We start from the raw sequence: 14,054 nt of genomic DNA on the forward strand, positions 1-14,054 counted from the left end.
ACCTCCCGAATTGCGTACAGGCACAAAACCGGCACCCCCCTCCAAGAGCAGGTTATCCGTGATATCCACCGCTATTCGCGTCGCCCGGGTGGGCAGCGCGGCCGAGCTGGCCGCGGCGGTCCTCGTGATGCTGGGCTTTCCCTGCCTCATGCTGGCCGCGCTCGTCCCGAGCATCCCCGCCTTCGCGGCAGCGGCCGCCGTGACGTACCTGGCGGACCACTATCTGCACCGCAAGGGCAGCTATCTGGTCAGCCGCCTCAGCAAGGTACGGGCCGGTCTGTCGATCCGCTTCCTGATCCGACAGCTGCTGCTGATCCTGCTGCTGGCCCGTCTGTCCCTCGCGGACAACCTGATCTACTACGGGGCGATCGCCTGCTTCATCGCCTTCTACGGTCTTCAGGCCCCGCACGGCGCGCTCACCACGCTGATCCGCAACCGCCGCCGGATGCCGGTCGCCACCCGCAACGTCGACCTGGCCTCCCGCATCCGCATCCCGGACGCGCCGCCGCAGGTGCTGCTGAACCGGCCCGCGGAGAAGATGCTCCACCTCGACCTCGCGGCGGTCGTCGGCATACTCCTCGGCGCCTACCTGGAGTCGGCCGCCGTCGGTTACACCGGTATCGGCGTCACGGTGGCCGCGGGCGTCCTGTACGTCCTCGCCCTGCTGCCCTACGTGCGCGGCCGGAAGACCCCGCCGACCCCGGAGAAGGTGCTGGACGCCGTCGACGACTGGCTGCGCGAGTACCGCCCGGAGACCGTGCTGTACTTCTCCGGCTCCAGGGACTCCGCCTACCAGGTCAACATGTGGCTGGAGACCATGGAGCAGCTGGACACCCGTCCGCTGGTCCTGCTGCGCGAGCGGGTCATCCTGCAGAACCTGGCGCCCACCACGGTCCCCGTCGTCTGCGTGCCCGGAGGGGTGCACCTGATGAACATGGACCTGTCCACGGTGCGCGTCGCGCTGTACGCGGCGAACGTCGGCAAGAACATCCACATGCTGCGCGTGCCCACCATGAAGCACGTCTTCATCGGCCACGGCGACAGTGACAAGCTCGCCAGCGTCAACCCGTTCAGCAAGGTCTACGACGAGGTGTGGACGGCCGGCCGCGCGGGCCGCGACCGCTACGCCATCGCCGACGTCGGTGTCCGCGACGACGACATCGTCGAGGTCGGCCGCCCGCAGCTGGCCCCGATCCAGCCCTGGCGGGGCGTCCCCGGCGACCGCATGCCGACCGTCCTGTACGCCCCCACCTGGGAGGGCTGGGACGACAACCCCGGCAACACCTCGATCCTGCTGGCCGGCGAGAACATCGTGAAGAAGCTGGTCAAGGCCGACCCGCCGGTGCGGGTCCTGTACAAGCCGCACCCCTTCACCGGCACCCGCAGCCCGAAGGCGAAGGCCGCCCACCAGCGGATCACCGCGCTGATCGAGAAGGCCGCCGCCGCGCGCGCCGCCGACCCGCGCTTCACCGCCGACGCCGCCGCCCAGGCCGAGGCCGGGGCCGAGCTGGCGCGCATCGAGGCCCGGCTGGCCGAGCTGACCGGCGGCACCGAGAAGGGCGACGAGGCCGAGGCATCCCGCGACGGGGTGGCCGACGTGACCCGGCACGAGGAGACCGCCCGGCTGCGCGCCGAGTGGAACGCCGCGTACTGGCGCTCCTTCCCCGACTGGGAGCACCGCGTCATCACGGGCGCCGAGCCGCGGCTGTACGACTGCTTCAACGTCTCCGACGCGATGGTCTCCGACATCTCCAGCGTGGTCTCCGACTTCATCGCCAGCGGCAAGCCGTACGCGGTCACGGACTCCGCCGAGCTGGGCGTGGAGGAGTTCAAGCGGCAGAACACGGCGGTGCGTGCCGCGGTGATCCTGTCCAACGGCGCGAAGGAGCTCGGCGGACTGCTCGACGCGGTCCGCGACCCGGCCGCCGACCCGCTGGCCGAGGACCGGGGGGAGCTCAAGCGCTATCTGCTCGGCCCGGACGAGCCGAAGTCCATCGACCAGTTCAACACCGCGGTCGGGCAGCTCGCGCTGAAGGCCGAGACACGCAACCTCGGCCAGGAGTCCCGGATCACCACCGGCGGCCCCGACGTGGAGCTGGCGGACGCGGTGCCCGTGCCGCGGACGTCGGCGGCCGGTGAGGCGGACGGCGTCGACGCCGGCTGACCGGCCCGGCGGGCTCGACAGGGCTCGGTCCCCGAGGAGTTGATCCTCGGGGACCGAGCCCTTTCGCGTACCCGACAGACCGGCGGCGACCTTGTGACGTAGGTCACTAAAACGTGTGTCCGACGCAACCCCTCGCCTCGAACAGGCATCTAACAAATAGAGAATGAGGCAATAACGGGGGGAATGACCCGTGACGAGGGGGAAAGTGGCCATGGCGCAGCCTGATGTCACCGTGGTCATCGGGGCGTACGAGGCGATGCCGTACCTGGTCGAGTGCCTCGCCTCCGTGGAGGCGCAGACCATCGACCCGGAGCGCATCGAGGTCATCGCGGTCGACGACGGCTCGACCGACGGCACGGGGGAGTACCTGGAGGAGTTCGCGGCCCGCGCGCCCATGCCGGTCACCGTGCTCCGGCAGGAGAACTCGGGCGGCCCCAGCGGCCCGCGCAACGTGGGCCTGGGCAAGGCCGTCGGGCGCTACGTCTTCTTCCTGGACGCCGACGACCGGCTGGGCCCCGAGGCCCTCGAGCGGATGGTCGGTATGGCGGACCGGGCCGGCACCGATGTCGTGCTGGGCCGGATCGAGGGCGTCAACCGGGGCGCGCCGAAGTCCATGTGGGGCAAGACGCTGGAGCGCACCGACGTCTACTCGTCCTCCATCAAGTTCACGCTCAGCGCGCAGAAGCTGTTCCGCCGCGCGTTACTCGACCGGCACGGCATACGGTTCGACGAGTCCCTGTTCACCGGCGAGGACGCGCTGTTCACCATGGAGGCATATCTGCGGGCCGACGGCGTCTCCGTGATCGCCGACTACACCTGCTACTACCTGGTGGGCCGCGACGACGGCAAACACGTCACCAAGAGCGGCGGCTACACCCTGCGGTTCGACTCCGCCCGTGCCCTGATGAACCTGATCGCCGGCCTCGTCCCCGAGGGCCCTCGCCGCGACCTGCTCATGGTGCGGCCCTTCACCGTCACCCTGCTGCCCCAGTTCGGCCCCCGGTTCCTCAAGGACACCGACGACGTCCGGTGGCGCAAACTGGAGCTGGCGCGGCCGCTGATGGACGTCCACTGGACCGAGGGCGTCGCCCGGCGGCTGAAGGTCGAGGAGCGGCTGCGGCTGCACCTGGTGGCCGGGCAGCGGCTGGAACTCCTCATGGAGGTCCTGCGGTTCGTCCGGGAGAAGAAGCAGCCGCAGGCCCTGCTGGAGCGGCGGGGCCGCCGCGTCTACCTCGCCTACCCGCACTTCCGCGACCGCGCGGCCGGCATCCCCGACTCCGTGTACCTGGCCTCCCCGCGCGAGGCCCGCGGGGTCCCCGGCTACCGCGCGGACGGCGCGGACTCCCTGCTGCGCCGCGCCACCCGCAAGGCCCGCCGCCTGCTGACCCCCGCGGCGGCCTGAGCCCGGGGGGCCGTTCGCATCTTGCCGAGCCGAGCGGGGTCCGGCACGCACCTCCGCGGCGTTGTCGTCGGTCCTCGACGCTCCGCGTCGACTCCCTCCTCCGCCTCGCGGCCGCACGCACCGGACCCCGCCCGGCTCGGCTGTGAGGCGCCGTCGCCCGAAGCCGGCCTGATCCAAACGACACCCCCTAGACGAGACGCGGGGCGGCCGGGTTCGTGCCGTGTGCCGTGGTGGTCTCCTGGCGCTGGACGGGGAGGTCCGCGGTGAGGGAGTGCGTGGCGCGGGTCCTGTGGGCCTGGGACGCCGTGCACAGGGCCTGGACGGCCGCGGCGAAGCGCCGCTGGGACGACGGTTCGGCCGGGCCCAGCAGGCGGAGTTTCAACTCCGCGCGGGCCCCCGCCAGTCCGTCCTTCTCCGGGTCACGGACCGACTCCAGCAGGGCCGGCACCCCGGCCGCGTCCGGCGTCAGCACCGTCGCCGCCGCCACCGTCGGGAACGCCGTACGGAACGCCTCCTCGGGCAGCCCGCTGGTGTTCGCCACCGCGTACGGCTTCTCGCTCGCCAGGAAGTCGCTGATCACGCTCGACACGTCACTGATCAGCAGGTCGGCGACGTTGAAGCAGGCGTACAGCTCGGGCCGGGCGTCCGTGACGACCTGGTGCTCCCACTCCGGCAGCGACGCCCAGTACGCCTCCTCCCAGGCCGCCGTCGCCCGCGCCACCGCCTGCGCCCGGCCCGGCTCCGGCGCGGACTGCACCAGCATCCGCTCGACCTGATCGGCCCCCGCCCGGAACACCGCCGTGGTGAGCCGCTCCAACTCCGCGGTGCGCCGGGCCAGTTCCCCCGACGGCGCGGGACGCGCCCCGGACCGCTCCCGGTTCGCCGCCCGGATCAGCTCCCGCACGCGCCGGTCGGCGGCGCCCGCCCGCGGATCCACCGAGCCGGTCAGCGGATGCGGCTTGTACAGCAGCCGCACCCCCGGATCGGCGAGCAGCGCCCGCACCAGGTTCTCGCCGGCCGAGACCACCGACGTATTGCCCGGGTTGCCGTCCCAGCCCTCCCAGGTCGGCGCGTACAGCACGGTCACGCGGTGTCCGTCAGCGGCTCCGTCGCGGGCACCGGTGGGCGGACCCGCGTACGGGCGTACGGCGTCCAGCTGCGGGCGGCCGATCTCCACCACGTCCTTGTCCTCGACCCCCACCTCGGCCAGCGCGTACCGCTCACGCGCCGCCGGACCGGCCACCCACACCTCGTCGTACGCCTTCGCGTACGGGTTGCAGGACGACAGCTTGTCGCTCTCGCCGTGGTTGACGAAGGTGTGCTTGATCGTGGGGATCCGCAGCACCTGGGAGGTCTTGCCGGAGTTCGACGGGTGGATGAGTACCTGGAGCGTGGACTGCTCAAGACGCATCAGCGTGGACACCTTCGGCAGGCACACGACCGGGATGTCGGTCGCCGCGATCCTCGGCACCATGAACCGCTCCCGCAGGACGATCACCGGCCGCCCGCCGAGCCCGGCCAGCGGCTCCAGCCACATGTTGGCCTGATAGGCGGAGGAGAGGCCGCCGGAGAAGTACAGGCCGACCGTCGGCCGGTACTCGGCCAGCCACCCGTCGAACCAGTCGAGCACCTCCTGCTCGCCCGCCGGACGCCGCCCCGGCAGCAGCCGCAGCAGCAGCGCGCCCAGGCCCGCTGACGTGAGCAGCAGCGCCAGCGCGACACCGGCCGCCGCGTACCGGGCGTCGTCGGTGACCGCCGTCGCCGTCAGCCCGGCCGTGGCGGGCAGGCCGAACACCAGCAGCCGGGGGCCGGGGCGGCGCAGCAGCGCGGCCGGGGCGGGGGACAGGCGCAGTGCCGAGGCGTCGATGTTGCGGGTCAGCACCGGCAGCGTGCGGGTGCGGCGGACCAGCACGGACACCGCCTGGACCGTGCAGTGCAGCGCGTAGAAGACGAGCAGCCCGGCGACCAGGGGGGCGTACTGCGTCTCCCGGTGCTGCTCGCCGAGCCGCAGCAGGCCCACCACCAGCAGCAGATCGCGCAGCACATGGCGGACGGTGATGTCCGCGTGCGACTTGGCGAACAGCGACACCATGCCGGGCTGCCACCGGTACAGCACGCCCTCGACCGCCAGGGACACGGCGGTCGAGACGAGCAGCAGCGGCACATGGGGGCGCAGCGCGGCGACGGCCTGCGCGACGAAAGCGGCCGTCAGAACGGCGAGAACGAGCAACTGGGCGGCGGTCCGCCGCCGAGGGGACGAGGGTTCGGGCACTGCGGTCACTCCAGGGTCGACGCAGGACGGGCGCCCGGGTTAACGCGCGCCGACCTCCGGACGACACGCGGGTGTCCTCGTCGTATGGAGTGACCAGGGGTGCTACGGCCCCCGAAACCCTAGTTCCGGCCTCCCTGCAGTGCCCGGCGCAGGGGGGCGCCCACCACACGGCGGGCCCGGCGGTACACCGACGCGGTCGCCGGCGTGGCCACGGACTTGCGCGCGCCGGCCTTCGCCCGGACCAGGTCCCGCCGCAACCGGGTGTTCTCCTCGGTCAGTTCGCCCACCCGGTTGTTCAACCAGCCCATGCGGGAGGCGAGGGAGGCGAGGTCGGTGTCGGTCCAGGGGCGCACTCCCGCCGGGAAGTCCAGCGAGCGCAGCTTCTTCTCGAAGGCCGCGCCACCGTCGCCGTGCGAGAAGGTGTTCTCCAGGCCGTTGCGGTCCAGGAACGCCGTGAACCGCTCGAACCGCTCGTGGTGGTTGCCCGTCAGCGCGCCGAGGTCCGCCTCCTCGTACAGTCGCGCAGGGTCGACGTCCTCGGGCAGCTTGTCGATCCGGCGGTGCGGGATCTCGAAGTAGCGGCACAGCTCCAGCGTCCGCGAGTCCGCGCACAGCACGGTCGCGGGCGTACCGGCCAGCAGCGCGGCGATGTTGCCGTGGATGCGCGAGCCGAAGGAGTAGTCGAAGTCCCGCAGGTCGTCGATCCAGGTGACCGGATCGACGTAGACGCGGGCCTTGCCCTCCCGGTACATCGGGTGGTCGGGATGCGTCGGCATCGCGGTGACCTTCCCGTTCGGGTCGGACAGGTCCCGCCAGTGCAGCTGCTTGGCGTCGCTGAGGTTCTGGCCTATGAACCGCAGGTTCGGGTAGCGCGCGTGGGTGCGCGAGATGATCCGCCCCATGCCGAGCTTGCGTACGGCGCTGTGCGAGCCGTTGATCGCTATGCGCGAGTCGGCGGTCAGCTCCTGCGTCCGCTTCTGTACGACGAGTTCCTTGCCGTACATGAACAGTGACGGACAGCCGATCACCTCGACGTCGCGGAAGCCCATGTCGTTGAGGTACTTCTCGGTGAACTCGCCCCGCACCCCGATCGAGGCGCTGTGGTCGAGCACCGCGGAGACGAAGGCGCGCACGGACGGCTCCATCGGCTTCAGCCGCGCCGGGTCGTAGTTCAGCCCGGTCTGCGCGCCGACCCCGAGGACGACCACGGGGATCTTCAGCCGGCCGATCAGCCGCGTGAGCCGCTTCAGTCCCGGCTCGAAGGACGGCCGGAAGGCGTTCGCCAGCGGCACGACGAAGGCGTCGTACTCCTCGTTGATACGCGCCGCCGCGGCCAGCTCGGTCCGCATCTCGTTCGAGACCACCTCGGTGTGGGGCGTCTCGAGGATCTTGTGCGCGGCATCGCTGAAGATCAGGTTGCCGGAGTTGGTGGCGATGACGTCGCGGTGGAGGGCCTCCTCCACCGACAGGGCGTCATAGGGGCTCTTCCCCGATCTGAGGAGGATGCGTTTCATACGGCGAACGTTGTGTGGCACACCGTTCAGAATACGTTTTCGGAATGTTTGATTTCCATGGCCACCCAACGCAACCTTTTCACCGGGCGCGTGGCGTGAGTGAACGGTCACGGTGTGTGTGTCCGGAGGCTGGAACGGCCGAGCGCGGTCCGATCCGCTTCGCGTAGATTGCCTGGCGGGGCGATCGGACGACGTGAGGGGACGGGCGGCAAAGTGGCAGGGGCAAGGCAGGCCGTGGGCGAGGCGCGCAGGATCGTCGTCAAGGTCGGCTCCTCGTCGCTGACCACCGCGGCGGGTGGTCTGGACGCGGATCGCGTGGACGCGCTCGTCGACGTGCTGGCCAGGACCCGGAGCGGGGGAGAGCGGGAGGTCGTCCTCGTCTCGTCCGGCGCCATCGCCGCCGGTCTGGCCCCGCTGGGCCTGCGCCGCCGCCCCAGGGACCTGGCCCGCCAGCAGGCCGCCGCCAGTGTCGGCCAGGGACTGCTGGTCGCCCGCTACACCGCCTCCTTCGCGCGCTACGGCGTCCGGGTCGGCCAGGTGCTGCTGACCAGCGACGACATGAGCCGCCGCGCCCACCACCGCAACGCCTCCCGCACCTTCGACGAGCTGCTGGCGATGGGCGCGTTCCCGATCGTCAACGAGAACGACACCGTCGCCACCGACGAGATCCGCTTCGGCGACAACGACCGGCTCGCCGCCCTCGTCGCCCATCTGGTCCGCGCCGACCTGCTGGTCCTGCTCTCCGACGTGGACGGCGTCTACGACGGCGATCCCTCCCGCCCCGGCACCTCGCGGGTCGCCGAGGTCAGGGGCCCCGCGGACCTCGCCCACGTCGAGATCGGCAGCGCCGGCAAGGCGGGCGTCGGCACCGGCGGCATGGTCACCAAGATCGAGGCCGCCTCGATCGCCGCCGCCGCCGGCATCCGGGTGGTGCTGACAAGTGCGGTGCACGCCGCCGACGCCCTCACCGGCGGGGACACCGGCACCTACTTCCACCCCACCGGCCGCCGCTCCGCCGACCGGTTGCTGTGGCTCCAGCACGCGTCCGCCCCACAGGGCTCGCTCACCCTGGACGACGGCGCGGTCCGCGCGGTCGTCCAGGGCCGCAAGTCGCTGCTGCCGGCCGGGATCGCCGGCGTCGAGGGCGATTTCAGCGCGGGCGACCCGGTGGAGCTGCGGGACGGTGAGGGGCGGGCGGTGGCCCGGGGGCTGGTCAACTTCGACGCCAAGGAGATCCCCCTCCTGATCGGCCGCTCGACCCATGAACTCGCCCGGGATCTCGGACCGGAGTACGAACGTGAGGTCGTACACAGGGACGATCTGGTGGTCCTGCATCCGTAATGTGCCGAATCGTCCGCCCTCGGTGGTGGACGTTCCGCAAAAGTGCCCCGCGATCCCCGACGGCCTGCTCAACTTTCTTGCGAGGACACATCCGCCCGACCACCGGGTGGGTCCGCGCGTGAAGGAGGCCGTCGTGAGACGAGTGCGCCCGGGGACGACATCGTCTCGCGGTGCCGGCTCCCGTGCGGCCGGCGACGAGCGCGCCCTGAGCAGCGTCGCGGCCGGTGACCGGTTCCAGGGCGGCGGCGAACCCCGCGACCTGCCGCGCCTGTGGCACGTCACCCTCAGCGTCTCCGGCGAACCGGCCCCGGTCGCGGAGGTCCGGCGGGCGCTGGAACAGCTCGCCCACGACCACCCCTTCCTGCTGACCAGCCGCTACGCCGACGACCACGCGGAGATCCGCTACTGGGAGGAGGCCCGCGACCTGCACGACGCGGCCGCCGTGGCGCTGCGCCTGTGGGGCGAACACCGTCAGACCGCCGGCCTGCCGCCCTGGGAGATCGTCGGCCTGGAGGTCATCGACCGGGCCACCTACCACCAGCGCCTCGCGGCGGGGTACGGCCCGGCCCTCGCGACCCCCGTCGGTGTCCATCCGTTCTGAGAACGACCGCGGTCCCCGCCATCGACCGCGGTCCCCGCCATCGATCGAGCAACCCCCGCGGCGAGCGGCCACGTCCGCGGGAGCGGCGCCGGTTTGGGCGCAAAAAGGGGCTTCCGTCTCGGGAAATGGGACAAGAGCCGGACGCCGGTCCCCGTCGCACTACCCTTCCCCCATGACCACGCTCTCGCCGTACGACTCGATGTCCCCGGTCAGCCAGGCCGCCTACCGGGCCAAGGGGGCCGCCGCCACCCTCGCGCCGCTGCCGCGGGCCACCAAGGACGACGCGCTGCTGGCCATCGCGGACGCGCTGGAGGTCCGTACGAGTGAAATCGTCGAGGCCAACGCCCAGGACGTGGCCAGGGCCCGCGAGGCCGGCATCGGCGAGGGCATGATCGACCGGCTCACCCTCACCCCCGAGCGGGTGCGCGCGATCGCCGCCGACGTGCGGGACGTGGCCGCACTGCCCGACCCGGTCGGCGAGGTCGTCCGCGGCTCCACGCTGCCCAACGGCATCGACCTGCGCCAGGTCCGGGTGCCGCTCGGCGTCGTCGGCATCATCTACGAGGGCCGCCCGAACGTCACGGTGGACGCCGCCGCCCTCTGCCTGAAGTCCGGCAACGCGGTCCTGCTGCGCGGCTCGTCCTCCGCGTACCGGTCGAACACCGCGCTCGTGCGGGTGCTGCGCGACGCCGTGCACGGCGCCGGGCTGCCCGCCGACGCCGTCCAGCTGGTGCCCGGTGAGAGCCGGGACAGCGTGCGCGAGCTGATGCGTGCCCGGGGCCTGGTCGACGTGCTCATCCCGCGCGGTGGCGCCTCGCTGATCAACACGGTGGTCCAGGAGTCGGTCGTCCCGGTCATCGAGACCGGCACCGGCAACTGCCACGTCTACGTCGACGCGGCGGCCGACCTCGACATGGCGGTGGAGATCCTGGTCAACTCCAAGGCCCAGCGGGTCGGCGTCTGCAACGCCGCCGAGACCCTCCTGGTGCACCAGGACATCGCCGCCGAGTTCCTGCCGCGCGCCCTGGACGCCCTCGCCGGCGCCGGCGTCACCGTGCACGCCGACGAACGCGTGATGGCGTACGCCAAGGACTCCCGCGCCACCGTCGTGGAGGCCACCACGGAGGACTGGGAGACCGAGTACCTCTCCCACGACATCGCCGCCGCCGTCGTCGACTCCCTCGACCGGGCCGTCGAGCACATCCGGCTGTGGACCTCCGGTCACACCGAGGCCATCGTCACCACCTCGCAGCAGGCCGCCCGCCGCTTCACCCAGTTGGTGGACTCCACCACGGTCGCGGTGAACGCCTCCACCCGGTTCACCGACGGCGGCCAGTTCGGCTTCGGCGCGGAGATCGGCATCTCGACGCAGAAGCTGCACGCCCGGGGGCCGATGGGCCTGCCCGAGCTGACCAGCACGAAGTACATCGTCACCGGCGACGGTCACGTACGGCGCTGACCCGGGCACGGAGGGGCAGCGGCGGCGGGACCGTCTCGGCGGACGGACGAATTTCCATACGGTCTGCCCAAAATGACCCCCCAGGTCTACTCTGGATCCGTGCCGGAGGACGTGGGGGGCACGCCGTTCCCTGACGGCTGGGAGCCCGACGACGACCACGACCGCGGGGTGTCGGACGAAGAGTTCGCCTCCGTGGTCTTCGACGAGTCCTTCGTGCGGGCGGCCGAGGTGCACGAGCCGACCGCCGTCGAACGCCTCCTGGCCGCCGCGCAGGCCAGGGCCGAGGCCTCCGAGGCCGAGGCCCACCGGGCCCGTGCGCGCGGCGAGCGGCACGACGACGGGTACGGCGGCTACCGGGGCGATTCCGGCTACGACCCGGACGACGAGGACGCCCTGGAGGACGACTACGGCTCCCCGGGCCCGTACGGCAGGCAGGTGCGCTGGCACCGCCCCGTCGCCTGGATGCTCGCCCTGATGATGGGCATCGGCATGGTCGCGCTCGCCTTCTCGGCCGTCTACCGGGGCGCCTCCTCCCACCGCCAGGACCCGGCCCCGCCACCCACCACCACCGGCGTGGAGCAGGGCGGCGCGGCGGCGCCCTCCGCAGCGCCCTCCGCGTCGGCCGACTACTCCCGGCCGACCGTCCCGGTGATCCCGCGCGGCAACCCCTGAGACCGGCCGTCGGCCTGATGAGAACCTGTCAGAACTTGTGCCCCGGCCGGGCGTTTACCGGGACCTCACCGGACCTACCCTGAAGATATGGGAGGGCCTTCGGACCCGCCCGAGGGGACGCCCGAGGGAGCCCCCGGAGGTGGAGAGGACGAGTACAGGTCCGTCGTCTTCGACGAGTCCTTCGTCCGTGCTGCCCGGCTCCAGGAGTACTCCGCCGAGCAGCGCATCACCGACCACGCGCCCGCCGTACGCCGCCGCCCGCCGATGCGCCGGAGCGGCCTGTCCCGGCAGGCGCTGATCCTGGTCCTGCTGATCGCCGTGGCCTTCGGCACCGCCGTCTACATGGGTGTACGTCACCCCTACCGGAGCCCCGCCGCCGACGAACCCGCCGAGCCGCTGCGGATGACCGTCATCCCGCTCGCCCCGCAGGGCGAGGTCCCCGGCACCACCGACGTCGAACGGCTGTACGCGCACAGTCCGGCGGCGCAGTTCCGGCCCGGCGCCGAGGGGGTGCCGCTCCCGGCGTCCCGGCGCACCGCGCACTTCTCCGACGGCCAGGTGGTGAGCGCGCTGCTCACCGCCAAGGACTACCTCGTGCGGTCCGCCCTCGACCCGGGCGTGCTCACCGGCGGCGAGATCCGGCCCGTGCGGACACTGCTCGACTCCGGTCAGCTGGACCAGTTCGACCAGAGCTTCGACCGGCCCACCGCCGACGGACGGCACGCGCCCACCGGATGGCTGGTCCGCTTCGACCCCGCCCGCGTGCGGCTGGCGGACCGCGAGATCCGGGTCCAGGGCACCATGCAGGCAGCCGAGACCGACTCCGCCACCCTCGAGGTCACCACGGACCACACGTTCGTCTACGCGCTGCGCCCGGCCGGCGCGGAGCGGGACGCCGAGGCGTCGCTGTTCACCGTCCGGCGCGAGCTGCACTTCCGCTTCGACCGCGACGACCTGCGCCTGCACCAGGCGGAACTCGTCGTCGCCCACGTCCAGGCCGGCCCGCTGTCCTGCGCCGAGGACTCCGCCGCCCGGCTGCGCCCGCTGCTGGCGGGGCAGACGGCGAAGGAGACCGCCCCCGCCGGCACCGACCCGTACGCCACGGGCAGCACCCCGGCCCTGTGCGGCTCCCTCGCACCGGGCGCACAGCCGAAGCTGTGAGCGCGGGCGGCGCCGCGTCATTTCGGCGGGCCGCGCCACTCGGCTTCGGCGGGCGGCGCCGTTGCGTACCGCCCGCGCGATCCCTGCTTGTCACCCTTCCGGGGGGTGCCACGCACAGGGGCGGTGGGACATCCCGCTCCGTGCCCGCCCGGGGCACGGGCGGAAGGCGGGTTCGCGCCCGCCGGCCCCCCGCGCGGTCGTGCGGCGGCGTGGTGGGACACACCCCGCAGGGCCGACCCGGGTCACGGGCGGGAAACGCGGGTTCCCGCCCGACCGCCCGACCGCCCGCAGCCCCGCCGGCCCTACGCGCCGTCGCGTGGCGGCTCGTCGCCCTCCGCACCCGACGGTGTGTCCGGCCCCTGGGGGCCCGGCTTCGGTGGCCTCGGCTCCGAGGACGTGAAACCGCCGAAGCCGCGGCGGACCCGGCCGCCCAGGTCCCCGGCGCCGCCCGCGATGTCGCTGACCAGCTTCATCAGCGGGTCCTTGGAGTTGCGCACATCGTCCGCGTAGCTGCTCGCCGACTCCCGCCAGGAGTCCCGTACCGAGGCGTCCTTGTCCTCGTCGCGGCGCGGGTAGTGACCGTCCATGATCCGCTGGTAGTCACGGGAGGCCGCCCACTTCTTCAGCTCGGCCGCCCGCACGGTGGTGAACGGGTGCGAGCGGGGCAGCACGTTGAGGATCTTCAGCACGGAGTCGCGCAGATCGCCCCCGGCCTCGTACTCCTCGGCCTGCTCCAGGAACGCGTCCACGTTCATCTCGTGCAGATGGTTGCCGCCCGCGATCTTCATCAGGCCGCGCATCGAGGCCTGCGGGTCCTGGCCGACCAGCAGCCCCGCGCGGTCCGCCGACAGCTCCGACTTGCGGAACCACTCGCGCAGCGCCGTCACGATCGCCATGATCGCGACGTTGCCGAGCGGGATCCACGCGACCCGGACCGCCAGCGACGTCAGAAACAGCAGGATCGTCCGGTACACCGAGTGCCCGGACAGCGCGTGCCCGACCTCGTGCCCGACGACCGCCCGCATCTCCTCCTCGTCGAGCAGCTCCACCAGACCCGTGGTCACCACGATGATCGGCTCGTCCATGCCGATGCACATCGCGTTCGGACTCGGGTCCTGCTTGACGTACATCGGCGGGACCTTCTCCAGGTCCAGGATGTAGCAGGCGTCCCGCAGCATGTCGTTGAGATGCGCGAACTGCCGGTCCGAGACCCGCACCGAGTCGGACAGGAACAGCAGCCGCAGACTGCGCTCGGGCAGCAGACCGCTCAGCGCCTTGAACACCGTGTCGAAACCGGTCAGCTTGCGCAGCGCCACCAGCGCGGAACGGTCCGCCGGATGCTCGTACGCCCGCGTGGAGATCCCGGGGAAGCGCCTGCGCTGCCTGCTCGGCACGCTTTCGTGCCCGTTGTGCTGATGGCCGTCGGACATGTATCCCCCATGTGCGTCTGCGTGACCCTTTGCGGCCC

Annotated in this window: 10 protein-coding genes; 7 read left to right on the forward strand and 3 right to left on the reverse strand. The window is 72.1% G+C overall.

From position 1 onward, the window contains the following. Positions 1-88: 88 nt before the first annotated feature. Positions 89-2,164 carry a hypothetical protein gene (locus ACH4VX_RS00365; RefSeq protein WP_398365376.1) on the forward strand — a complete coding sequence of 692 codons (2,076 nt, stop codon included), beginning with the start codon at positions 89-91 and terminating at the stop codon, positions 2,162-2,164. Between the two features lie 205 nt (positions 2,165-2,369). Continuing rightward, positions 2,370-3,566, forward strand: coding sequence for a glycosyltransferase family 2 protein (locus ACH4VX_RS00370; RefSeq protein WP_398365378.1), 1,197 nt, complete (start codon positions 2,370-2,372; stop codon positions 3,564-3,566). A gap of 187 nt (positions 3,567-3,753) precedes the next feature. Here the strand turns inward: ACH4VX_RS00370 and ACH4VX_RS00375 are convergent, their stop codons facing one another. Both ACH4VX_RS00375 and ACH4VX_RS00380 read right to left on the reverse strand, forming a co-directional pair. Then, positions 3,754-5,838, reverse strand: a complete 2,085-nt coding sequence (locus ACH4VX_RS00375; RefSeq protein WP_398364599.1) for a hypothetical protein — start codon at positions 5,836-5,838, stop codon at positions 3,754-3,756. A gap of 119 nt (positions 5,839-5,957) precedes the next feature. Then, a complete protein-coding gene (locus tag ACH4VX_RS00380; protein ID WP_398364601.1) occupies positions 5,958-7,352 on the reverse strand; it encodes a polysaccharide pyruvyl transferase family protein in 1,395 nt (464 codons plus the stop codon). A gap of 213 nt (positions 7,353-7,565) precedes the next feature. Here ACH4VX_RS00380 and proB point away from each other — a divergent pair, with 213 nt between their 5' ends. From proB to ACH4VX_RS00405, 5 genes are all read left to right on the forward strand, one after another. Beyond that, positions 7,566-8,693, forward strand: a complete 1,128-nt coding sequence (proB, locus tag ACH4VX_RS00385) for a glutamate 5-kinase (protein ID WP_398364602.1) — start codon at positions 7,566-7,568, stop codon at positions 8,691-8,693. Between the two features lie 133 nt (positions 8,694-8,826). Next, entirely contained in the window at positions 8,827-9,294 is a 468-nt protein-coding gene (locus ACH4VX_RS00390; RefSeq protein WP_398364604.1) for a hypothetical protein, read from the forward strand. Positions 9,295-9,466: 172 nt separating this feature from the next. Continuing rightward, a complete protein-coding gene (locus ACH4VX_RS00395; protein ID WP_398364605.1) occupies positions 9,467-10,753 on the forward strand; it encodes a glutamate-5-semialdehyde dehydrogenase in 1,287 nt (428 codons plus the stop codon). A gap of 72 nt (positions 10,754-10,825) precedes the next feature. Continuing rightward, positions 10,826-11,425 carry a hypothetical protein gene (locus tag ACH4VX_RS00400; protein ID WP_398364607.1) on the forward strand — a complete coding sequence of 200 codons (600 nt, stop codon included), beginning with the start codon at positions 10,826-10,828 and terminating at the stop codon, positions 11,423-11,425. A gap of 87 nt (positions 11,426-11,512) precedes the next feature. After that, on the forward strand, positions 11,513-12,586 hold the full coding sequence (locus tag ACH4VX_RS00405; protein ID WP_398364608.1) for a hypothetical protein: 1,074 nt from the start codon (positions 11,513-11,515) through the stop codon (positions 12,584-12,586). A 302-nt stretch (positions 12,587-12,888) separates the two neighbouring features. Here the strand turns inward: ACH4VX_RS00405 and ACH4VX_RS00410 are convergent, their stop codons facing one another. Then, complete coding sequence (locus ACH4VX_RS00410) at positions 12,889-14,016, reverse strand: M48 family metallopeptidase (protein WP_398364610.1); 1,128 nt, start codon at positions 14,014-14,016, stop codon at positions 12,889-12,891. Between the last annotated feature and the right edge of the window lie 38 nt (positions 14,017-14,054).

The organism is Streptomyces sp. NPDC020731, from assembly GCF_044334705.1.
GTDB lineage: Bacteria > Actinomycetota > Actinomycetes > Streptomycetales > Streptomycetaceae > Streptomyces.